The 23404-nt window shown below is 47.6% G+C and carries 16 protein-coding genes; 6 read left to right on the top strand and 10 right to left on the bottom strand.

What is annotated here, in order from left to right; translation table 11 throughout:
• Nucleotides 1-545 precede the first annotated feature (545 nt).
• The 3 genes from crcB to OYT88_RS19100 form a co-directional block, all read right to left on the bottom strand.
• Complete coding sequence (crcB, locus tag OYT88_RS19110; protein WP_274401961.1) at nucleotides 546-959, bottom strand: fluoride efflux transporter CrcB; 414 nt, start codon at nucleotides 957-959, stop codon at nucleotides 546-548.
• Nucleotides 960-1264: 305 nt separating this feature from the next.
• Entirely contained in the window at nucleotides 1265-2626 is a 1362-nt protein-coding gene (locus OYT88_RS19105; protein WP_274401960.1) for a C1 family peptidase, read from the bottom strand.
• 150 nt (nucleotides 2627-2776) lie between these two features.
• The gene (locus tag OYT88_RS19100) at nucleotides 2777-4177 is read right to left on the bottom strand and encodes an MATE family efflux transporter (protein WP_274401959.1); all 1401 of its coding nucleotides are present in this window, start codon (nucleotides 4175-4177) and stop codon (nucleotides 2777-2779) included.
• A gap of 711 nt (nucleotides 4178-4888) precedes the next feature.
• Between OYT88_RS19100 and OYT88_RS19095 the strand changes: the two genes are divergently transcribed.
• The 3 genes from OYT88_RS19095 to OYT88_RS19085 all read left to right on the top strand — a co-directional run bounded on the left by OYT88_RS19095 (nucleotide 4889) and on the right by OYT88_RS19085 (nucleotide 7814).
• On the top strand, nucleotides 4889-5392 hold the full coding sequence (locus tag OYT88_RS19095) for a glycosyl-4,4'-diaponeurosporenoate acyltransferase CrtO family protein (protein WP_274401958.1): 504 nt from the start codon (nucleotides 4889-4891) through the stop codon (nucleotides 5390-5392).
• 14 nt (nucleotides 5393-5406) lie between these two features.
• Nucleotides 5407-6549, top strand: coding sequence for an MGDG synthase family glycosyltransferase (locus tag OYT88_RS19090; RefSeq protein ID WP_274401957.1), 1143 nt, complete (start codon nucleotides 5407-5409; stop codon nucleotides 6547-6549).
• Nucleotides 6550-6896: 347 nt separating this feature from the next.
• Nucleotides 6897-7814: a lysylphosphatidylglycerol synthase domain-containing protein gene (locus OYT88_RS19085; RefSeq protein ID WP_274401956.1), complete on the top strand. Its 918-nt coding sequence runs from the start codon at nucleotides 6897-6899 to the stop codon at nucleotides 7812-7814.
• Nucleotides 7815-9551: 1737 nt separating this feature from the next.
• Here OYT88_RS19085 and OYT88_RS19080 read toward each other — a convergent pair.
• Both OYT88_RS19080 and OYT88_RS19075 read right to left on the bottom strand, forming a co-directional pair.
• Nucleotides 9552-9905: a DUF4260 family protein gene (locus OYT88_RS19080; RefSeq protein ID WP_274401955.1), complete on the bottom strand. Its 354-nt coding sequence runs from the start codon at nucleotides 9903-9905 to the stop codon at nucleotides 9552-9554.
• Nucleotides 9906-9959: 54 nt separating this feature from the next.
• Nucleotides 9960-11081: an alpha/beta fold hydrolase gene (locus tag OYT88_RS19075; RefSeq protein ID WP_274401954.1), complete on the bottom strand. Its 1122-nt coding sequence runs from the start codon at nucleotides 11079-11081 to the stop codon at nucleotides 9960-9962.
• Between the two features lie 153 nt (nucleotides 11082-11234).
• On the opposite strand from OYT88_RS19075, the gene OYT88_RS19070 reads away from it, so the two are divergent.
• On the top strand, nucleotides 11235-11789 hold the full coding sequence (locus tag OYT88_RS19070; protein ID WP_274401953.1) for a TetR/AcrR family transcriptional regulator: 555 nt from the start codon (nucleotides 11235-11237) through the stop codon (nucleotides 11787-11789).
• Between the two features lie 770 nt (nucleotides 11790-12559).
• Here OYT88_RS19070 and OYT88_RS19065 read toward each other — a convergent pair.
• Entirely contained in the window at nucleotides 12560-13066 is a 507-nt protein-coding gene (locus tag OYT88_RS19065) for a DUF3189 family protein (protein ID WP_274401990.1), read from the bottom strand.
• 1150 nt (nucleotides 13067-14216) lie between these two features.
• Here OYT88_RS19065 and OYT88_RS19060 point away from each other — a divergent pair.
• A complete protein-coding gene (locus OYT88_RS19060) occupies nucleotides 14217-15431 on the top strand; it encodes a CynX/NimT family MFS transporter (RefSeq protein WP_274401952.1) in 1215 nt (404 codons plus the stop codon).
• A gap of 757 nt (nucleotides 15432-16188) precedes the next feature.
• Here the strand turns inward: OYT88_RS19060 and gap are convergent.
• From gap to OYT88_RS19045, 3 genes are all read right to left on the bottom strand, one after another.
• Entirely contained in the window at nucleotides 16189-17193 is a 1005-nt protein-coding gene (gene gap, locus OYT88_RS19055) for a type I glyceraldehyde-3-phosphate dehydrogenase (RefSeq protein WP_274401951.1), read from the bottom strand.
• 733 nt (nucleotides 17194-17926) lie between these two features.
• Nucleotides 17927-18790: a class I SAM-dependent methyltransferase gene (locus tag OYT88_RS19050; protein WP_274401950.1), complete on the bottom strand. Its 864-nt coding sequence runs from the start codon at nucleotides 18788-18790 to the stop codon at nucleotides 17927-17929.
• Nucleotides 18791-19044: 254 nt separating this feature from the next.
• Nucleotides 19045-19635 carry a TetR/AcrR family transcriptional regulator gene (locus tag OYT88_RS19045; RefSeq protein WP_274401949.1) on the bottom strand — a complete coding sequence of 197 codons (591 nt, stop codon included), beginning with the start codon at nucleotides 19633-19635 and terminating at the stop codon, nucleotides 19045-19047.
• Nucleotides 19636-19806: 171 nt separating this feature from the next.
• Here OYT88_RS19045 and OYT88_RS19040 point away from each other — a divergent pair, with 171 nt between their 5' ends.
• Nucleotides 19807-21687 (top strand): MFS transporter, encoded by a 1881-nt coding sequence (locus OYT88_RS19040; RefSeq protein WP_274401948.1) that lies wholly within the window; start codon nucleotides 19807-19809, stop codon nucleotides 21685-21687.
• A gap of 1230 nt (nucleotides 21688-22917) precedes the next feature.
• On the opposite strand, the gene OYT88_RS19035 is transcribed toward OYT88_RS19040, so the two are convergent.
• The gene (locus OYT88_RS19035) at nucleotides 22918-23148 is read right to left on the bottom strand and encodes a hypothetical protein (protein ID WP_274401947.1); all 231 of its coding nucleotides are present in this window, start codon (nucleotides 23146-23148) and stop codon (nucleotides 22918-22920) included.
• Between the last annotated feature and the right edge of the window lie 256 nt (nucleotides 23149-23404).

Raw genomic sequence — 23404 nt, 5'->3', positions numbered from 1 at the left:
TAACGGACTGAAATCCGATCGATACAGCCAGGCGGCCGGCCCAGTACCGGCCTCGTCCCGAAAAATTTACTAATCGGCCTGAAACAATCAGCTATCGCCCTAAAATGGCTGCGATTCACCCTATTCCGGCGGAGTATCGCCCCGTCAAAGTTTTTCACCCCGAAAAAAGGATGAAGCGCCCTGAAACAGCGAGCGATCGCCCTAAAATGGCCGCGATTCGCCCTATTCCGGCGGAGTATCGCCCCGTCAAGAGTTTTTCACCCCGAAAAAAGGATGAAACAGCGAGCGATCGCCCTAGAATGGCCGCGATTCGCCCTATTCCGGCGGAGTACCGCCCCGTCAAGAGTTTTTCACCCCGAAAAAAGGATGAAGCAGCGAACGATCGCCGGCGTTTTTGTGCCGCGGTTCCGATTGGATACATAAGTTGAGGGGATACCCCCATTTTCCGTTACAGGGTGTTACTATCCGGCATCGAAATCCGCTTTTTCTAAGTTGGTACGCCGCTTGTGCCGTGCCATTCCGCTTTGTTTTTATTATTTGCGTGATCATATTGCTATTGCCGAAAAGAAGAAAACAAATGCCGCTGCGAAATTTGCCCGCAGCGCAGTCCCGAGGAGCAGGCCGAGACCAATCGCTAAAATGCCGAGAGAATAAGAACCGGCAATGTACATGATAAATGCTTTACTTTTCTTTCTGCGGACCAGCTCAATATTTTCAAGATTAAACGTTGAAAATGTAGTGTATGTGCCGATGAATCCCGTTCCCAAAAGAAGTGCAAGACGAGGATCGGGGCCTAAGCCCGTCACGAAGCCAAGGAATAAGGCGCCTGACATATTGACAACAAATGTTGCCAGCGGAAAAGTATGGATCCATTTTCTTTTAATCCAGTTCGAGAGTAAGACACGGGCCAGGGCGCCGAAAGAAGCGCCTATGGCGACCATGAGAAAATCAATGAACATTTTTTATTCGTCTCTTTCTTGGAATCAGGAATTGCCGGAGTGCCCGATCGCTTCGAAGTTCTCCGTGCCTCGACGGAATCTTTTCTTCCTTAAAAATAAAAAGATCTGCCCTAAAACCGCCTTCTTTCCAGGCTTTAAGACAGACGTCATCAACTGCAGTACGCAGCATTTAACGACAAACGGCATCGCCTATCCATTCTTTTTAAGAAGATAGCATATCCGGGGGGCAAAAGCAATTATTTATCCAATATTTGACGGCCGCCACGGAAAAAAATTTCAGTCTGAGTGTGCGCCGCCCGGCGGCTTCATCTCATTAAAGCCAATGAACCCATAGGATCCCACGGTTTCAATTCAATCGGTGTTTGATCAAGAGCTGCCCGCAGTTCTTTGGAAAGATATTTCTTATTAATGACCACTTGATACGTGTACTCATCCATCCAGCGATCACTCATCACAAAATAGCCTTTATAGCCGGAGTCCTCGCCCCAGCTGTTTTCCACTTTCCATCGGTTCGGCCTGCCGTTGATCAGATTGACTCCGGTCAGGACCATGGCGTGTGTCAGCCGGCTTTCCATGTAATCCAGTCGTTCCGATTTGTTTAAAGCAAACGGAATGCCGAAAGTTGACGTAAAATCATACAGTTCCGTATCCAGAATCCCTTCTTTGCGATCCGAATAACGAACGACGTCACTTCCGAACCAAACCGGTTCCTGATCCTGGAGCTGGCTGACAGCCAGTTGCTTCAGCGTTTCCATTTCAACATTCAGATAACGGATCGGCTGGCCGCCGATCACATTGCCGAGATACTGGACCGTATAAGTTTTTCCGAAATACTTATCCTCAGTCGGCGCATTAATAATGCTGACATAGTCCTCTAAATGAATACCGATGTACTTGGTGAAGAAATCCTGAGGGGTCAGATCGCTGTCCCTGTGAAAATTATTTTTTTCATCTCTGTATTCAAAAGTAAATTGCCGCGGGGGTTCGCCCAATGAATAGGCAAGAATGGTATAAATGTCTCCAATCATTTTTTCTTTAACGCTTCTCAGATCTTCGGCCGGATCGGCCGTTTTATGGAGAGATCTCAGCCGAAACGCACATTCTCTCAGCTTCTCGTCCAGCACGGCGTTCAGGTCCTTTGACCGGCTGCTTTGATAGGTTTCCGGCATGATTTGTTTCGGAACAATCCCGTATTTCCGGATCAAGGCAACGAGCATGTCCCACTGGCCGCCGTCTTGCTGAGGGGCTGTCAGCAGCCAGGAAAGAAGCCTTCCGTTCAGAGGTTCGTCCAGAGTCTTGAGAATGCTTTCCAGAAAATAGTTGGATTTCTCCAGCTTATCCCAGAACATGATATAACTCTGCGATAGTTCAAAATCCTTCAGATTGAATCGTGCGTTCATTTTGCGGCGGAATGTATTCAGTGCCGCAAAAATCCAGCATCGGCCGCTCTGTTTTTGGTTGGCCGCTTTTTCTGTTTTCAGTTCATCCGAAAAAACCGGATTCATGGCGACAACCGATTCATTTCTTTGAGCAACCGCAAAAATTCCTTTGGACATGATCGCATTTTTTTGAGGCGTGTTCTTCGTCTTCTCATAAATTCGATTTGAATAGCGTTCGAGCATTTTTTCCGATATTGCGCTGGCCTGATCAGATACGGTATTTGTCATTTGGCGATTTCCCCTTTCTTGTACGTATTATGGTCCATATTCGGGGGATTACTCAGACAAAAAAACCGTAAAGACCGGTTTCAATTATTTTCCATCTGCATTGTGCCGTTCTTACCGGCTCCGGCAGCAAAACGGGCAAAAACCTATGAATTACGTTGTTTCGGATGCGGTTGCCGATTTCCCAGGCTCAGGATCGTTTCGGCCGGACCGCTCTGCCTTTTCTCCGGATGCTTTAAGTACTCGATTCATCTTTATATAGGGGCCGATCAATACGAGCAGTGCACCCAGCCAGGCAAGCGGGTTGGCCATGCTCGCTCCTGTAAAGCCCCATTCCCTGACCAGAAAAATACCGGCGACCGACCGCATCAGCAGCTCGACAAAGCCGGCGAGTGTCGGAGCCAGACTGCGGCCGAGGCCCTGCAGTGTATAACGGATAATGAACAGCAGTGAGAGCAGCGTGTACATGCTGCTATTGCATAAGAAGTAGATCTGTGCAAGCTGTGTCACAACCGGCTGCCGGGCACCGACAAAAAGCCGGCACAGCGGTACACCGAAAAGGATCATCAGCGCTCCCATCAGGACACTTAATGCGCAGGAGAACCCCATCGTTTGCCGGACCCCTTTGCGGATACGGTCATAGCGGCGCGCACCGAAATTCTGTGCGGCAAATGTTGCCATCGTGATCCCGAAGGAAAGGGTCAGCTGGGTGGCGAGAAAATCAATCCGGCCCGCAGCCGTATAGGCAGCGACTGCATCCGATCCGAGTGTATTCAGCATAATCTGGACAATCACCGCGCCGATCGAGATCACGGAAGTCTGAAAACCCATCGGCAGCCCGAGTTGCAGATGCTGACTGATCTGACCGCGGTTATAAGAAAATGCGCGCCTGGAGAGGACGAGTATCGGCACATAACGTTTTATGTAAATAAGGCACAAAACAGCGGAAAACCCTTGTGCAACGACCGAAGCAAGGCCGGCTCCCGCTACTCCCAGCCGGCAATAAATGATGAAAATGAAGTCGAATAGAATATTAACCACACAGGCGAGAGCCAGAAAAATCAGCGGCACACGGCTGTCGCCGAGTGCCCTCAGCGTGTTGTTGAAAAGGTTGTAGAGCACCGTTGCCGTGATTCCCCAGAAGCAAACGACAATGAATTTCTGCGCATCGTCAATGATATCGGCAGGCGTTCTCATCAGCACCAGGATCGGCCGTGTGAAAATCACCCCCAGCACGGTCAGGAGAACAGAAACGGCCAGGCTGATGAGCAAATTGACGGCGAAGCTCTTTTTCACGCCCTTATAATCGTGCGCGCCGTACCGCTGTGCGGTAATAATCGTCAGACCGGCGGTCATCCCCTGAGCAAAACCGATGACCAGAGCAAACAGGCTGTCCGTGGCGCCGACCGCGGCAAGCGCGTGCACACTGATGGTCCTTCCGACAATCAGTGTATCGGCGACGTTGTACAGCTGCTGAAACAAATTGCCGATAAACAGCGGAATCGTAAAAATAATGATTTTTTTTATCGGACTGCCGGTCGTTAAATCCCACATGGCGACATACCCCCTGCGCAAACGATAAATACATGATACACCACGTCCGCAATCCAAAGCCAGCAGCGGCCTGTACCGGCGAACCTGACTGAAGCTCTCCGGACAGGCGCGCAGCACCTGTCTTCAAATATTTTGCAATTTATCTCTTTTTTTTTAATCGATAAATTGCAATAATTAATAAGCAGAAGCTTTTAAATGAGCCGTCGGCAATCGTTTCCCCACGCTGTCAGATCCGGCAATTGCAGCATTCATTCACATGTAATGATCATAGGCTCCACTGTTCAACCGGAAGCTCCAACTGGGTTCCTGCCGATGCGTTTATCCTCACGGCAGCCGCAAGCAGGGCAACAGGCAGCTGTCGGCGGCCGATTTGAGAATGTTTCGTGCAGCATGTTATATTGATTTTGATAGAAAAAAATAATATTTTGGAGCCAGGATGAAACGGGGGTGGCAGAATCAGATAAAAAAACAGCGAAATAGTGTAGAATAGTTACATCTGTTGCAGAGCCCATCTAAGTTCAGTGCCGGAAAAGCGTCAGCCGGCCGGAAGCAGCAAACAGCACCCTGTTCCGCGGTAAAACGGTCGTCATTCAGGAATCTCCCTTTGTTGCGGGCGCCCCTATTGTCCGGAAATAAACCGGGGGGTTCTGTCTTTTCCCTTTCTTGCATTTTATTTTACGATCTCTATTATAGAAAAGAGAAACGAACGTTGTGAAATTCATAACACTTTTCAATAATTTATTTGTTTTCTTGATCATCTCTGTTATAAATACGGTTATTTCGATAGCGCTCCCCATTTCCCTATTTCATTATGACAGCTGGCTTTTCAGAGAAAGAAACTGGGAAAAAAACGGGGCTGTCTATCAGGGCTGTCTGGGCGTGAAAAAGTGGAAGAACCTATTGCCGGAACTCAGCGATTTTTTAGCGTTCCTTTTTCCAAAAAAGAAAATAAGGCAATACAGTCCTGATTATTTATACAGATTTGTTTTAGAGACCTGCCGTGCCGAACTTGCCCACTGGTGCATTATTATCAGCTCGTTTATTTTTATAATATGGAACGGCACCGGCATGTCCGTCTTAATGATTTCTTTAGCTGTCGTATTAAATCTCCCGTACATCATCATACAGCGTTATAACCGGCCCAGGATTCTAAATATCCTTGCCAACAAAAAGAACAAAAGAATGATAAAAAATGATTCCATCCAGGATATATAAAGGAGAAGTTTGCTGTGACTAAGATTCTGTTTATTTCATCGGAAAAAACAGGCGGCGGACATAAAAGTATCACAAAAGCGCTGATCGAACAACTTGTGCTCCTTTCCCCGGATATGCAGTTTACAGTCATTGACGGATTTAAGCTTGGCAACTGGCTTCTCCGTTTTCCCAGCCGCATTTACGACTTTTTAGCGGTTGAAATTCCCGCCTTGTGGGGATTTTTCTATCGGCTGAGCAATCCGTTTAAAGCACTTGTCAATCAGGCCGTTGCCCAGAACATCAGAAAATCTCTATTGGAGCAGATCCAGGCTTTTCATCCTGATTTAATCGTATCCGACCATGACATTTTTGTCGGTTCGATCATAAAAGTTTTAAAGCGGGCTGATTTGGATATACCGGTGATCTCATTGATTGCCGATCTGGACAATGTCACAAATCTCTGGGTGGATAAAGATGCAAAATATATCATCTGCCCCTCCGAAGAGGTGAAACAAAGTATGCTGAAAGAAGGCATTGCCGAAGATCATTTGTATCTGACTGGTTTTCCGGTCCGCAGTGCCTTCTGTGACCTAAATCTTCCTGAACCTCACTGGCATCGTAAAAACAAAGAATATGTTTCCGTTCTTCTGATCAGCGGCAGTCAGGGATCGACTCAGGTGCTGAAAATAGCCAATACGTTGTTAAAATATGAAAACATCCGCGTAACGATTATTGCCGGCCATAACACGGCTTTAAAAAAATTCATGGAGAAATATTTGTCAAAGTACATTGGAAACAGAGTGACGATCTACGGATTTATCAAAGAAGTCAAAGAGCGGATGATGGAAGCCGATATCCTGATCCTGCGGGCAAGCCCCAACGTATTAATGGAAGCGGTCAATCTGTGCAAACCCGTCATCATAACCGGGGCACTGAGGGGACAGGAAGAGAAAAATCCTCAGTTCGTGCTAAAACACCATTTAGGCGTCTATTGCCCGGACATCGGAAAACTTCCGGACACGATGACATCACTATTGGAAAACGATGGCGAAAAGCTGATTCAAATCTCTAAAAATCAGTATCGGTTCAGAAAACCGGAAGCTGCCCGCGATATCACTAAATTACTCATTCAAACAGCGAAAGAAAACAATGAATCGCGTGATCGCCCAATCGCCTGAGCGTGCGGCTTCTCCTTTTTGCCCCGTGTCGTATGAATCGAATCCACGATGTTCCTGCCGCTTTTGTCGGTCCCGGCACATCTCCGGCTGAGCCGTACCGGATGATCGACGGCAACTTATCTGATTTTCCGGCAGATCATTAGATAATTTTTCTGATGTTATAAAAACAATTGAAAGACTGTGAGCAGAGGCAGAAACGTCCCGCTCAGGACGTCTCTCGCCGTAATCTTTTTTTCATAAGCTTTCGCTTTGTGTACTATAATCAATACTAGAGATGAAAATTAAAGCCAGTTGTTTCGAACCGATCCATCCATCGCAAAAACAAGGTTTCACCAGGGAGCAGTTGAATGTCAACAAAGACAAAGCTCAAATTAATAGTAGGTATTGTTGTCACTATTTTGATTATTGATTATACATTCAGAGCACTCGGCCGCCTGGATCTGAACCATTTATTGGATATAAAAATCAATTGGTTTCTTGCCTTTGTTTCGGTTGTCATCAACATATTTTCCAATTATGCGCGCAGTCTGGGCTATACTCTGGGTATCGACCCGAACATTAATCGCATGACCGCTTTCCAAATCGTCGGGATCGGACACGCTGCCAACATGGTCCTGCCGCTGCATATCGGTGACGGATTACGCTTCGCTTTTTTCCCGGGCGATTACAGTCCGCTGCGCCGGACAAAATTGGTGATCATACCGAGTTTGGCGGATTTTATTGCCATTATAATGTTATCGCTGCTTGCCGTCCCCTTTTCCGGTTTTAGGGATCACAGATTAGTCAGGGCATTATGGATTCTTTTCTTTTTATGTATCCTCTTCATTGTCTTATCTCTGGCCGTTATTTATTTTGTACCTTTATTCCGCAGTTATTTTAATGAATTTCTAAATGTCGGCATGCTGAAAATGATGTATTGGGTCATTTTATCGTGGGTTCTTTTCCTTCTGGCAACATGGCTGGGACTTGTCGCATGCGGATTCCACCTTATTCCGTCCTTACGTATGTCGTTTGCCGTTTTCGCCGCAACAAACATTGTCAACCTCATACCTGCCTCGCCAGGCGCTGTCGGCCTTTTTGAATACGGAGTCATAATCGGCCTTGCGGGGCTGGGAATCGGCGAGAGTGCGGCACTGTCGGCAGGCCTGCTGCTTCACCTGATACAGTATGCTGCGCTGCTTCCGATCGGTGTCGTCCTTTTCATTGTCGCCCTTCGCGGAAAATACGGGAGAACAATCAGAAGCCTGTTGCGCCAGAAATTTTAACTGATGAGCAGCCGCTAGAAAACCTGGCTTCCCCAGGCCTCCGGCGCAGACGAAGCTTTCTGCGGAGGACGGGCCTAGTCTGCAGGATGCGGCACCGCTGTTCTGTGGCTGAGAAAATTCCTTTTTTCATCAGTCCGGTGTGAAGAAACTTTCGATCAGCTTCAGCACAATCTGATCAGAACCAAACGTCCCGGATTAACCATGGGCTGCTGCTACAATAAAATCTTATCGTCTAAAAGACGTAGAGTTCGCCGTTCTGCTCCTTGTTACCGCGAAGAAAACAAGCGGGAAGGCCGAAAAGTCGATAGATGATATCTACAGATAAAAATGTTTGCCGGCACGAATCAGCAGTTTTTTGTTAAAATAAGCGGTCAATTAAAAAAAGCTGTTTACGCATGCAGCCATTTACTGACACGGCTGATGAACAGATTGATTATAGAAAAGCCTTTTACGCTCATGAACGACTGCGTGATAAACGGAACCTGTGCAACAGCTCGACCAAGTGTAGAAAGCTGAACCCCATCATGGGAAAGACGCACCGAATCGGGCTGAACTCGCACCGAACCAGAGCAGTCGCACCTAATTCGGTTTGAGACGCACCGAATCATGAGACTGTCGCGCCGAAATACAGAACAGCCGCTCCGAATCGGGCTGAACTCGCACCGAACCAGAGCAGTCGCACCTAATTCGGTTTGAGACGCACCGAATCATGAGACTGTCGCGCCGAAATACAGAACAGCCGCTCCGAATCGGGCTGAACTCGCACCGAACCAGAGCAGTCGCACCTAATTCGGTTTGAGGCGCACCGAATCATGAGACTGTCGCGCCGAAATACAGAACAGTCGCTCCGAATCGGGCTGAACTCGCACCGAACCAGAGCAGTCGCACCTAATTCGGTTTGAGACGCACCGAATCATGAGACTGTCGCACCGAAATACAGAACAGCCGCTCCGAATCGGGCTGAACGCGCACCGAAATAGAGCAGTCGCACCTAATTCGGTTTGAGACGCACCGAATCATGAGACTGTCGCGCCGAAATACAGAACAGCCGCTCCGAATCGGGCTGAACTCGCACCGAACCAGAGCAGTCGCACCTAATTCGGTTTGAGACGCACCGAATCATGAGACTGTCGCGCCGAAATACAGAACAGCCGCTCCGAATCGGGCTGAACTCGCACCGAACCAGAGCAGTCGCACCTAATTCGGTTTGAGACGCACCGAATCATGAGACCGTCGCACCGAAATACAGAACAGCCGCTCCGAATCGCCGGAAACTCGTTCTGGATCGTTGGAAATTCGCACCGAAATCCAAATTGGACCCGGCTGAGTCAACATAACTAAAAAGTTTCTCCATTCTATATCTTTTCGGTTTCTTTCTTCATTCTTACCGATTTTATACATCGTCCGACGCTGCTGATTCATTATCAGAAAAGGACTTTTTTGTCCGGAATCAATTTTTTGTAAATCAATGAATAAACGCAATATATTACTTTTGGCGCACGTTTCTTTTTCCAGCCGGATTTCCGATTCCCATACAAACGATAAAGCAGCGCCCTTCTATGCCGGACAGGGTGCTGCTTTGCCTATCGTGTGCTATTGAGTTTCAGATCATTCTGCATCAGGCGGCCGCACTCGGGAGCCCGCCGCAGATCTTTTGCGAAGCCGTCCCATATTTCATTGATTGATGGATTAACAATTTACATGAAAAACAGTTTATCCTCAGTCCCGCTTCATTCTTCATCCATAGGTATGCCGGGCATCGTCCGTATATTTCAGACCGAAACCGATTGTCCGATCAAGAAAAATATGACTCAACCAGATGAAGCCCAGTCCGATCAAAACCGCATCCGTCAGAAAAAGGCCAAGCAGCGCAAGAAGCACCGGAAGAAACAGCACGTGGATGGCATTGTAACAATAGGCTCCGACTGCAGGATTAATCAAATAGCCAATCCCGCTGATATCCGGAACTAAAAGAAAAATCAGGAACCAGACCCATGAATAATGAAAAACAGAAAAATAGCCGTACAAAGTCAGCACCAAAAGCAGTGCATTTTCCATCCTTATTAATATCATTGGCTGTATCGGTTTCATGAATCTGTCCCCCCTCCTTTAACTACAGTCAGCAAACACTAACATTGGATTTTCTTATTTTCTCTGCAGGAAGCGGATAATTGCATCATAAGCCAGCTGTTTCCTGCCGATCTGGCAATGCTGCTCGCCGCCCGTACGTTCATCAAATACTTCGCCGGTCACTGAATGCGCATTGACCAGACGCTGCTTGAGAAGGCTATAACGCTCAAACGGGACAAACTGATCGTGCGTGCCGGCAAGCAGCAGCACATCCTGAGTAATCCGATCTTCAATTCCGTCGAGAGTATACTGCATGACGGCCTTTATCATTTCCGACGGCTGGTCTGTATGCGTGATATCATATGTCTTTTTCAGTTTAAACGCTAAATCGACGTCTGTCTCCGCTTTTTTTGTAAATATTTTATCGATCAGAACCGCTCCGGCTTCCGTATTGATGCCGCCGAGCAATTGTTTGCCGGACGCATCCATCTTCATTGTCAGGGAGTCAAACGCGCTGTACATGATATCATAAGCGACGACGCTTTCAATGCGCGGTTCAAAGGCGGCCGCCCGCAGGCACAGGTAGCCGCCGAGCGACATGCCGAGCAGATCGGCACGTTCCAGGCGATAATAGTCCAGTACGGCGCGCACCGGTTTCTCCCATTGCGGCGTCAGGGCGAGTCCGGCCCGGACTGCTTCACCCTGTCCCGGCCCTTCAAACATAATAAAATTATACTCTTTCAGGGCATCCAGCTGCTTTGAGAAACTGATCAGTTCTTCAAGCCGCGAATCAAATCCACCGTGGAACAGCAGTGTTTTCTCTGCACCGTGCCGGCTGACCCGCACACACGGCAATGCCTTTCCTTCATAAGGAACCGCAGAAAATTCAAGTTCGGAACGGTCGACCGTCTGATAAAAATTCGCCCTGAATTCTCCGTACACCGCCCGTTTCCGAGGATCATCCTCACTCAAGTAAAAATCAGCCAGTTGATAATAAGAAGCAGCCAGACCGTACCGGTGATCAGAATCGGCCTGTCCGGCAAGTGCTGTCCACGTTTCGTACCAACTTTCCGTATCAACGATTTGAGCCGCCGCCCGGCGGACGGTTTCTTGAATCGCGCTATCCTCATAATAGGGCTCAAGAAATCGATTCATCTGAAAATTGAACTGTTCATTCTCCAAATAAGTTTGAAACATCGCTGAATTCCCCCTTTGCACTGACTATTATTACCCGATATCGGCAGGCAAGCCAGAGTTAAAAATCCGGCAAATGGCACATATGGCACAACAGCAGTACAATGAATACCATAAGCGACAAATTGATCGAAAATGGCGGCGGGAGGCGGACGCGTGAACGATTCGGATCTGCGTGTCATTAAAACAAAACGATTACTGGCCGATACACTGATTGCTTTATTGAGAAGTGAATCTTTTAAAGAAGTTACTGTACAGCAGCTATGCGATGAATCGCTGATCGGCCGCAGTACTTTTTACCGGCATTATTCGGATAAATATGCTCTGCTCGAAGAGATGGTCGTACGCTTTGCCGACGATTTTGAAAAGTACATCAATGAACGAATGCATGAAAAAGATATTACCGGAGTGATGCAGCAGCTGGCCGGCCACCTGGAGACGAACCGGCAAGCGATTATCCGCCTCCTGGATGTCCACGAAGAACATGCGGACTTAAGCGCCGCATTCCGGACGATCCTGCACAGACAGATTTTGAAATTAATCATGGATCAGCGGCTGAACGAACACGTACACGTTCCCGCCGATTATCTGGCCGGCCTTTATGTGGCCAATGCCATGACATTTATTACCTGGACGCTGATCCACGGGGAAGACGATCGGATTGTGCTGATGATGAACCGGATGCAGAGCGTACTGATGATTGATAAATAGGGCCTACGCACAGAAAATATATCTTTTCTCTCCAACATGTGTTTGCAGGCATTCCACAAAAAGCGGGCATTATTGCAGGGATTTATTCGTCCTCTGTCAGAGAACGGAATGACGGATTCGCGAGTATAGTTTTATAGAAAATGAGCTTAATAACTTCGGACACCGCGGAACCGCCTGACCGGAATTTATCAGTATAAAAACATAAAAAGTTTATCATTAATAGGAATAGCGGCTGGCGCGGCTGGCAAAATGGGTCCAAACAACGGCCATGCCAAAATCGGAAGCAGTTGCCGCACGCAGGAGGAAACTGAGCTGGACAGACTGATGCGATAAAAAAACAGGCTCCTATTTTGGGGAGCCGCGCGATTAAAAAAAATATGGCCGTTAATGACGGGTTTTTTATTAAACCTAAAAGTTCCGCCACATTTCATTAAGAAATAAAGTCCGGTTCAACGACCGGTCTTATAACCGGCAGAGCTATAAAAGCAAAAAAATTTTCAGAATGTAAAATCACTTTGCATCATCGTTTATAAGGGCCGGGTTTCTGAAAGTCAGCCCCCGGTCTTTTGATTCCGAATGTATTTCACGATATTTTTAAACATTGGCTCACCTTGTGTACCGGCGCCTTTTACTTTGGTATGAGCATTTAAAACGTTTTTAATATCCCCTTTGAGCGATAGAAATGTCCCAAAGCATATCATTGTCACTTTCCGGGGATTGTCCGCCTGATTTTTGCCGCAAAGCAAAAAGACCCGTGATCGGTAATTCAATTATTTAAACGAATCATTGTATAATACTTGTACCTTTTCCTCTGTGGCATGACCGGATTTCTTGGTGTAATCAACAAGCCGAATCACATTCCGATAACATTGTTTTGCCCCAAGCACTAAAAACGGCACTCCGATAAAATCTATTTTCAGCCATCGGGAAAATAATCCGCCTATTGTCATGGCAAAAGGCACAGTCGGCGATGTATTGGAAAAAACAATTTTTTCATTGCCATTATATTTTTCATGTAACAATAAACTTAGATTGTTAAAAGCCGTTATCATGTGTTTTGAAGCACCGCGTCCAACCGTATAAACGGGATTCCCATCATCGTCAATTCCGTGAAAAATAAACTTACCCATGTCCGATGAGTTTAGCTTGTTGAAGTATGGCACCGCTAAAATTTCTTTTTTGGTTAATTTGCGACCTCCAGGTATGAGCTTTAGATGATAAGCCGCTGCTAATGCTGTCGTGTGCGTTCCACCAAAATCATTATATATGTAAATCACATAATCATCCTTTACCGCTGGTCTCATTATTTACTTATTGTTTCCATAAACCGCCTGATTAACCGGAAGTTTATATACTTTAAACGATTGATGAAGATGTTCTTCATGATAAAACTGCAAGGATCTGATTCAGACCATTTGGGCACACAGCCACTGATTGACTGCCGGTCTCCGGGAAGTATGCCGCTACCGGCCGCGGCTCAAAATCGTGCACCACGGGGAGCATCCAGCTTTACGAGAAACGAACACTGGCCGATCAAAGGTGCTTTATCGGCGCCCGGCCCGCTGTCAGGGACCGGCCTATGACAATATCTAGGCGTATACCGTCTGCGCGGCTGTCGGTTATTTTTTGCCTGCGGCGCCATCATGCGGCGGAAGCTGCCAGGCCCGATATGTGGAAAAGCTTCGAGGATGGAGCCGCGGCGGAAAAAGAGGCAATGGCTGCCGCCGGTCAAACTGTTGTTTCCAGAAACGTATCAAGGGGACCCGCGGAAGCTTCTTCATGATCTGTCGCTTTCCAAATCATTAAACAGAGATTTCGTTTCGCTGACCGGAGAAATCGAGAAGACGTATCGTATCGCGTATGATCAAATTCCAACTCCTTTCTGCCGCAGAAATTCAGAGCATTTTCCCACCCCAGACGTCCGGTTCCAGGGGGCATTGGGGGTTTTGTTTTCCTTAATGAAATGATGGCACCGGCAAAATTCTGAGAAGAGAAGGAATTAATGAGCAAGACCGATACCTATGATCGACGCGATCTTCCTTTCTTTAATATGGATTCCAATCTGCGCAGGATCGAGTGTTACCGGCCCCATAATACTAAACGAATCTGCGAGTTGCAAAACTTGTGATACAATATATTATTACAAATAGGGATAAGAGTCGCAGATGAAAAACGCAATGACAGAAAAGGCCGCGAACCTCTTGATTGCTAACCCGGGCAGCAGCTCGAGTGAGGCAAGCACGGCAGCACGGCGCGGTGCCGCCGGCTGTTTCGAGCCAGGAGCTGGCCCGAAACCGTGCCAAAGTCCAGCATCACGAATTCAGATTTTGGTTTTATGCAGTCGGGGGGACGGCCGCTTCAGACATTATAGGCGTGCATTCTTTGCGCGAAAATAAAATAATTGCCGGAGGAAGGTGAAATTTCAGCATGGTAAAAAAACAACGTCAGAAAAAATGGATTCTTTTTCTTTTAGTTATTTTACTCGTATCGGCCTGCCTCCGGGCACCCTTTACCGCTGTCGGCGCTCTGATCGATTTAATCCAGAAGGACACCGGACTAAGCGGAACGCTTGGCGGATTGCTGACTTCGCTGCCTATGCTTGCTTTCGCATTTATTGCACCGGTCATACCCGCAGCTGTCCGAAAATGGGGAATGATCCGCACGCTGTTCCTCAGCATGGCCGGGCTGACTGCAGGCATTTTCGTTCGTTCTTTAGTGCCGGGCATTTTCGGTTTGCTGGCCGGGACAGCAGTTGTCGGAATCGCTATCGCAGCAGGCAATGTGATCCTTCCGAGTTTTATTCAGCATCGGTTTCGGCAGCGCACCGGCTTAATGACCGGAGTCTATCTCGTTTCGATGGCACTTTGGGCCGGGCTCAGCTCCGGTTTCAGCCTGCCGCTTGCCGAAGGCGGACATTTGGGCTGGAAGGGAAGTCTGCTGATGTGGTGTCTGCTGTCCGTACTGGCTCTCATTGCCCTCTTCCCTCTCCTGCGCGAGGAAATTGGTCGATCCGGAGAATCTGTACAGGAAAAAGGAGACGAAAAACCGGCGGGCTCGATCTGGAGATCCGGTCTGGCCTGGTTCGTGACCTTCTATATGGGCACTCAATCAATCCTTTTTTATACCGTGCTGGCCTGGCTTCCCTCCATGCTGAACGAACAGGGACTGTCAATGAGCCAGGGCGGATTGCTGCTGCTGGTGATTCAGCTTATTTCCCTGCCGACTTCTTTTCTGGCGCCGATTCTGGCAGCCCGATCAGAAGGACAGACAAAGCTTGCTGTGTCAACCGGCGTGTTATATGTGATTGCTTTCGGCGGCCTGCTCAGCGGGCACTGGATACTTCTTTGGTCGATTCTGATCGGGCTCAGCAGCGGCGCTTCCTTCAGTTTCGCCATTTCTCTCTTCAATTTGCGGACAAATACGGCAGAAGAAAGTATTAAACTTTCCGGAATGGCGCAATCTGTCGGCTATCTCATGGCCGCCGTTTCTCCGGTAATCACCGGCTACATTCATGATTTATCCGGCAGCTGGCAAGCGGCAAAAATTCTTCTTTTTATCTGTGCCGTCCTGCTGACTGCTCTTGCATTTATCGTCGGGCGGGACCGTAAAATCCGCTTAAGAAGCGTACGCGGACAATCGTGATGACATGGCGGTCAGCCCCTCCAGACGTTCAATGGCTTCTGTAATTCTCCGTTCTGAAAGCAAAAGACCTTTTCACGGCGGACAGAGGATCAGGGCAGGAGTATTGGAGACCTGAAATTCATCGTATCCTGCCAAACACAATCGTGATCATATCGACTTGAAATAGCAATGCACAGTGTCTTGATACAGGCCGGTTTATAATAGTGAGGGATTTGCGTTTTGAAATCTGAAAATCTTTCAAGAAAAAAATGATGCAGCGCCCGAACTTTTCCAGATTCATTGGAGATGTTTTTACTCAATGTGTGAACCGGAATCAGGCAAATGATCGAAGAACGTTGTGCGGGAACGAGCATGCCGTTCCGGATTATCATAATATGCATTTGTTCAATGCCCACAATTCGGCAATCAAAAAAGTTATCAATTTATCCTTGCGCCGGCAGTTGGGAAAATAAAACCTGCATTCCCGTGTTTTTATATTAAGGTCATGGAAAAGCCTAATGTTAAGGCTTTTTTCAGCAACAGCACGAAGCAGAGACGCTTAACCGGAAATCCTTTATTGGCGCGGATTTACAGACACCTTGCTATCATTTCCCGGTAATCCCGGATAGAAATGGTATCCGAAAAAGATTTTAGAATTAAAAGGGCACCGGCCGGCGCTTGTGCCGGCAGTGCCCTCAGAGCCTCTTATTGCTGGCCCATTTTTATTTAATTTTGCAGCATGCTCATTCCGATATGAAGATTCATTGTGAAGGGGCCATTACAGACTGGCATACTTTTTCAGCGTTCGAATCATTTGAGACGTGAAACCATGTTCATTGTCGTACCAGGCCACTGTCTTGACAAGCTGCAGGTCTCCATAGGTACTGACTTCTGTCTGCGTTGCATCGAAGACGGAGCCGAAGTCAGTGCCGATAATGTCCGTAGACACGATTTCTTCTTCAGTAAAGCCAAAGGATTCATTGCCCGCAGTGGCTTCTTTGACAGCCGCATTGATTGCTTCTGCAGTGACATGTTTGGAAAGGACACTGACCAGTTCAGTGACTGAGCCGTCAATAACGGGAACCCGCTGCGCATGTCCCTGAAGTCTGCCGTTTAATTCCGGAATGACAAGACCGATCGCTTTGGCAGCGCCAGTCGTGTGAGGAATGATATTAACGGCCGCAGCTCTTGCAGCCCGTAAATTATTTCCGCGCGGTCCGTCCACAAGCATTTGCGTACCGGTATAGGCATGAATCGTTGTCATGGTCCCGAGCCGGATACCGAAGCTGTCGTTAATGGCCTTAGCCATAGGTGCCAGGCAATTGGTGGTACAAGATGCCACCGAAATAATCTTATCATCCGCCGTGAGTGTATCATCATTGACACTGTAAACAATTGTCTTCATGTTTCCGGCCGGCGCGGAGATCAGGACCTTTTTGGCACCTGCTTTCAGGTGGGCGCTGGCCTTAGCTTCAGAAGTATAAAATCCTGTCGATTCGATGACAATATCCACTTTTTCAGCGGCCCACGGGATATTCTCCGCATTGCGTTCCGCATAGACCCGAATCGGTTTTCCGTCCACGACAATGGAATCTTCCGTCGCTTTTACTTCACCGGGAAACCGTCTGAACGTCGTATCATGCTGCAGGAGATGGGCCAGCACTTTCGGGCTTGTCAAATCATTGACGGCAACGACCTCCAGCTCTTTGCCGACTTCCTGGATACGGCGATAGGCGAGTCGCCCGATTCTTCCAAATCCGTTGATTCCAATTCTGATTGCCATAATGGTACCCCTTTTCGTCAGTTCTATTTGAACATCTTTAGTGTAAGCTCAAAAAAAATTGAAAACAAGAATATGATACCATGCACGTCCCGTTTAAAAACAATTGGATTTTAAAATGCCCCGCAAGCCCAAAGAGGCAGCAGTGTTCCTTTAAATCTTGTTTGGCTGTCATTATATTAAATGATTATCTTCCTTACTCATTCAGGACGGTAAAGTGCGCTTGTCAGTCAGCCGCGATGATTGATCCGGGCCAGCGGATGGCGCTTGTCGGTCATCCACTATGATGCATCCGGGCCGGCGGATGGCGCTTGTCGGTCATCCACTATGATGCATCCGGGCCGGCGGATGGCGCTTGTCGGTCATCCACTATGATGCATCCGGGCCGGCGGATGGCGCTTGTCGGTCATCCACTATGAAGCATCCGGGCCGGCGGATGGCGCTTGTCGGTCATCCACTATGAAGCATCCGGGCCGGCGGATGGCGCTTGGCGGTCATCCACTATGATGCATCCGGGCCGGCGGATGGCGCTTGTCGGTCATCCACTATGATGCATCCGGGCCGGCGGATGGCGCTTGTCGGTCATCCACTATGATGCATCCGGGCCGGCGGATGGCGCTTCGCCGTATCAATCCACGCTTCGCTCATTCGGGCCGATCGTCCCGCAGCCGTTGAAAGGAGTCTATCGCGGCAGTCTAAGCCGCGGCAGAGAACGTGAAAAAACTTTATACACTGATTAAATCTTTTCGGCAAATACCATGTGCTCAAGTTTTGACACGGTTAATTTGCGGCCAGTCGGTCTTATGTAGCGATCAGCCATTTGGCTGTAATCCGGATCTTCAATCAGCTTATAGCCATAGCCGGATAAAAAATTGCTTACATTCTCCGGCCTCATTCCATAGATAAAAATTTTACGCTCCACAAAGCGTTTATATCCGCTTTTCCAGCCGAACAAATTTTTCCCGTCAATAAAATCCTGATGAATATATGTAAACGTGATCAAACTGCCGGATTTTGCCCTTGAAAGAAATGAGAAAGCAGCATCAATTCCTTCTTTTGTCAAATATTGCGTGACAGCCTCCCATATAAAGAAAGTCTTTTTTTCAGGTTCGAAGCCGTTTTCGGTCAAGGCGTCCATAATGCTTTCCCGATCAAAATCAATTGCAATAAGTTTTATGTTGGGCGGAATTTGATTTAAAGCACGGGTGAAAGCCCTCCGCTTCTTTTGAATATTTTCGGCCTGATCCAGTTCCCAGACTGGCAAATCATTTGTTTTATCCAATCTGAACAGGCGGGTATCAAGACCCGCTCCCAAATTTACAATCTGCTCCACTTGACTGATTGAGTCAAGCAGTTTTTCGTCAATATAGCGTTTCCGGCACAAAAGCCCGCCCCACAAACCGGGCGCGGCACTTTTTTCGGAAGCTCTGAGCATCATGTTCATGAAAGGCTTTGAAAGTCCGATAAAAAGCTTAATCCCGAGCGGCTGTATTTTATACGACAGCTCATCAATCAAAATGCGTTTTTTAATAGGAAAATTCTGTTCGAGTGCAGACAGCACGGTTGGTTCTGAGCCCGTTTGAGCCGCTTCTTTCGACATGGCAGGAGCCTCCTTGTCCAATCAGAGCCTTTACATATTTGCGATGATTGTCCGTATCTTCAACTTTATCATGCCTCATTGTACATTAGGAAAATTCATGAAGCAACAAAACAACCGGCATTGCCTGTCGGGGACGAAAAGGCCGGCGGTCCCCACGAATACAGCAGATAAACGACAGCTATTCCTGCCTGGCCTTTTTTCACAAACGGAAGGGAATTGCCCGGCAGACAGCAGGACAACGGCTGACTCTTCCATTAGTCTAAATTCAGCCCATGAATCGTGCCGAAGAGCGTAAGCCGGGTAATCAATCGGGCAATCTCTTCTACCGGTTCCCGGGTGCCGTTTTTTAACCATTCAAGCATCAGACTGAAGTGAGCAGACAGCAAATAGGCCGTAATATAATGCATGGGATAAGGCAATTTGCCGCTAAACTGTTTGGCGGCGATGCACTCTATATGCTTCTGTGCTCCGGCCATCAATTTTTCGCGAACAGATGGTTTTTCTCCGCTTTCTAACAGACCGAGCAGCAACATCCTGTTCTCCTTGTAGTAGTTTAAAACCGTTTCGAGTCCCGGAAGCGGCCGGCCACTGTGATAGAGTGCCCGAATATCGACTTCCAGCATCGGCTGCGTCAGACGATCGGCACTGCGGAGCAGCCGTTCTTCACAGGTCCGGATCAATTCATATTTATCAGAATAATGCTGATAAAAGGTAGCCCTATTGATATCTGCACGATTGGCAATATCTCTGACAGTCAGCTGATTGAAGCCCTTCTCATTCAGCAGCGTGATAAAAACGTCGATAATCTGCTGTTCTGTTTTAAGGAACCGGCGATCGTGTTTCATCTAAAAATCCCCCTTGTTTGACACATTTTCCCTATCTGTTGCTTATGCAACACGGCACCTTCGTTTGCCGATAGTATTTCTCTCTGCACTCAGTATACTTAAACTGTGCAAAGATAATCAACACCGTGTTGCCAATTATCTGTTCAAGCAATTTCTGGAGGAGGAATCATCATGCATTCTTCGGTTAAAAAAATCTTTGGATTCGGCGCGGGGACACTCGCCTTCGTGATGGCCATCCTCGACACAACCGTCGTTAATATCGTACTGCCGGATATTATGAACGATCTGAACAGTTCCGTTTCAACCGTCTCCTGGCTTCTGAATGCCTACAACATGGCTTTCGCTGTCCTGCTTCTAAGCGCGGCACGACTAGCCGACCAGTTCGGCCGCAAGCGGGTATTCCTGCTCGGCATCATCCTTTTTACGGTATCTTCGCTGCTGTGCGGGTTTTCATCGGATATCGGATGGCTGATCGGTTTTCGTCTGCTGCAGGGCGCGGGTGCGGCCGTTCTTGTACCTGTTTCCATTCCGATTTTGCTGTCGCTTTTCCGGAAAGAGCGGCAGACATTGATCATTGCAATCTGGGGCGCCTGCTCGGCACTGGCTTCGGCGTGCGGACCTGTGATCGGCGGATTGCTCGCTAATTACGGATCATGGCACGACGTCTTTTTCGTCAATATTCCATTCGGTTTTCTGGCCTTCGTGCTTACCGTCTTCTTTGTCCGTGAATCCTACAATCCATCGGCCCGCCGGAAAATAGACTGGCCGGGCATGCTTGTCCTGTCCGCCGCAATCGCATCGCTCACCTTTTACTTGATTAAGGGCAACGATTACGGGTGGAAAAATCCATCGATGCTTTTTCTGCCGGCTGCCTGTGCCGCTGCCCTGACACTCTTCCTGATTATCGAGCGGAAATCACAGGCGCCGATGCTGCCGTTTACCCTATTCAAAAATCGGACCTTCCGCTGCAGCAACTGCGTCATCCTGCTCATCGGCATTGCCATTAACGCCATTATGTTCATCTGTTCGCTCTATCTGACGCGGCTGCGCGGCCTTTCCATCCTCCATGCAGGGTACTTGCTGAGTGCTCTTCCAATCGGCACAATGATTCTGTCAATCATTTGCAGCCGGTTGATTAAAAAAATAGCACCGGCTGTCCTGCTGGCCGTTGCAACCTGTATTATCGGCATTTCGGCACTGCTGATGAGTCAATTTACCGCAGACACTCCTTATCCGACGATCATTTCTGTCTTGCTGCTGAGCGGCTGCGGATTTGGCATCAATCTGCCGGTGATTATGAATTTAATTATCGGGGGTGTACCCGGCGGCAACATTAACATGGCCTCCGGTTTCGCAAACATGGCACGTACGCTCGGCGGCATTGTCGGCGTCGCTCTCATTGTTGCCGTTCTCACCGGCAGCCTGCAAGGATCGTCTGATCAGCTGAAATATGATGCCATTAAAAAGGTCGATCATGACGCCGTCCTCCTGCCCTCGATAAAGAATGCCATAAAATCGACAATCAAAGCCATAAAAATGAACGCTTCAACATCCGGATCGGTTTCTTCGAACATTTCACAGCTGCGCAGCTCTATTAACAGGAAAATCACTCTGACACGCAGTGAAGAAGCGAAACAATTAAATCGGGAAATAAACCGGCAGGCCGCCTTAAAATGGACGGCGATCGAGCAAACATTCAAGGACCGGAAACAAGCGCTGCAGCGTCTGCCTGATTCAGCGAAACGCTCTACACTGCTCACACAGCTGAATACAGAAGAACAGGCAGCGGCACAGAATTTCATTCAACAGAAAGCAGCAATGAATCAGCAGGCTGTGGCGGCATTAGATACGAAACTCGATCGGCAGCGGAGCGAACTGCTGTATCTTATTAACTGGGTACAGAGTCAAACAAACAAAAACACGGAGCAGGCCTTCAGCGCTTCCTTTGACGCGATTGCCGCAATCACCTTTGCCGTGTTCCTCTTTTGTCCGTTTCTAAAACGCTGGCAGCCGGAAAAGCCGATGAATCAACCCATGCTGGCAAAAAAGTGAAGTATTTGAGATTGTGAGGAGATGACGACGATTCAAAGTACGGGTTCAATGCCATTCCGAGCAATGGTAACAAGGAAAGATTTATCTATGAGATACGGACGGTAAATCTCAGGCCGGCACTCCTTTCGGCAGGCATTTTCTTGAAAAGGAAGATGCACAGAACCTGTAAAGTCGATCAATCAGCCGGTTCTCAGCTGGCAAAGTTATAAAAAGACATCAATCGCTATAAAATTAAAATCCTAAAAAAACGCATGGAATCTGCGATTTTGAGGATTTCTAAAAAACGATCAATTTTTTCAAAGGGACACTAGAAGTCGGACTTACATCATCGAACACCGTTTTCTCCATGTTTTCAGATCATACTGTACCTCCCCATTCTCCGCCTCAAAAAAAGAAATTGTCCAGGAAATTAACCTTGCCTCAGGGCCGGAATGACAAGGGCCGTGGCCGGCCTTTGTCGAAATGATTCGTAAGAAAAGATTATTCTTATATCGATGTCTTCCAGACACCGCGAGAAAAATGAACGGATTAAAATGTATGATTTTCCCCATAATCCGACAGCTTTTTCATTAATAAGATGTTACGATCAAAAAGTAATCCAGAATAAAGAAAGAACCATTAACCTTAACACAGTTGAATTGTTGCCTGCTTCAAATCCGAACGCATATGCCTTTTCTAATAATCTATCCACCCACTTTACAAACAGCCATTGATTTTTATGGGTGAAACCGACCGGGGTAATATATCCGGGTTCAGGAATCACACTTGGGGTATTTAGATTCCACGCCCACTTGCAGCTCCGATTGTTTCGTCTTCAGGAGCTGCCATGAGTGTACCAGGCGGCATTGGATTTAGTCTGAACGTTTGCTGGCTATCAGTTGGTCCCGCGACAGCCAGCCTCAGAGGCATCAGTAATAGACATTTTCAATAGATTTGGGCAGGCTAATGATGAAAAAATTTCATTTCATATTGAGAATTTTGATAACTCTAGTTGCTATTTTACTGTTTGCATGCTCATATTTCAGAACAATTTCTGTATCAGCAGCAGCTCAAATAGTTATCGCTATAAGCGTATTGTATATTGCTTTTACAACAACGGGTACAAAAAAATGATGATGGAAAATGTTTACCCAGCATCAATAGGTATGCCTGCCCGCAGTTCGGGCATTTCATATGTTATTTAGCGAATTTCAAAAATGTTTATTAATATTCTTTGGATGCGTTAAGCTGTTAAAGATGAATTGATAAAAATCCCATCTTTATTTTTTGATTATGTGAATATCCCTTTAGCTCATTTTCCTGCTGTGCCGCCGGATGATGATCGACTTTTCCTGAGACAGTCAATCCCTTGAAAGACGGAGAGCGTTTCCGGCGATCCATGACTTCCGCAGCGGTCGATAAACTCCCTGTCGCGGTTGATAAACCGGATGTACCTGCTGAAGACCGATTAAGCGCCGACAATGACCGATAAACTCCCTGCGGTGACCGAAAAACAGCGCCTAACGATCGATAAACTCCCCGTCGCGGTTGATAAACCAGGTGTATCTGCTGAAGGTCAAGTCCTAATTTGTGTGTAAATTATCTCAGCTGGATGAGCCTCATCATGAACGGATACTGGCTACCTTGGCGGTTGCTGTTGCAGCGTGCTGCTGCTGTTTCTTTTTCCAGTCCCAGTAAAGGCCCATATTCAGGTAGCGGCGCTCCTCCGACCAGGTTT

Origin of the sequence: Sporolactobacillus sp. CQH2019, assembly GCF_028765345.1 — a bacterium.
Taxonomy (GTDB): Bacteria; Bacillota; Bacilli; order Bacillales; family Sporolactobacillaceae; genus Sporolactobacillus.
The sequence above is the reverse complement of the archived record's forward strand: the minus strand, read 5'-3'. Positions and strand labels throughout refer to the sequence as shown.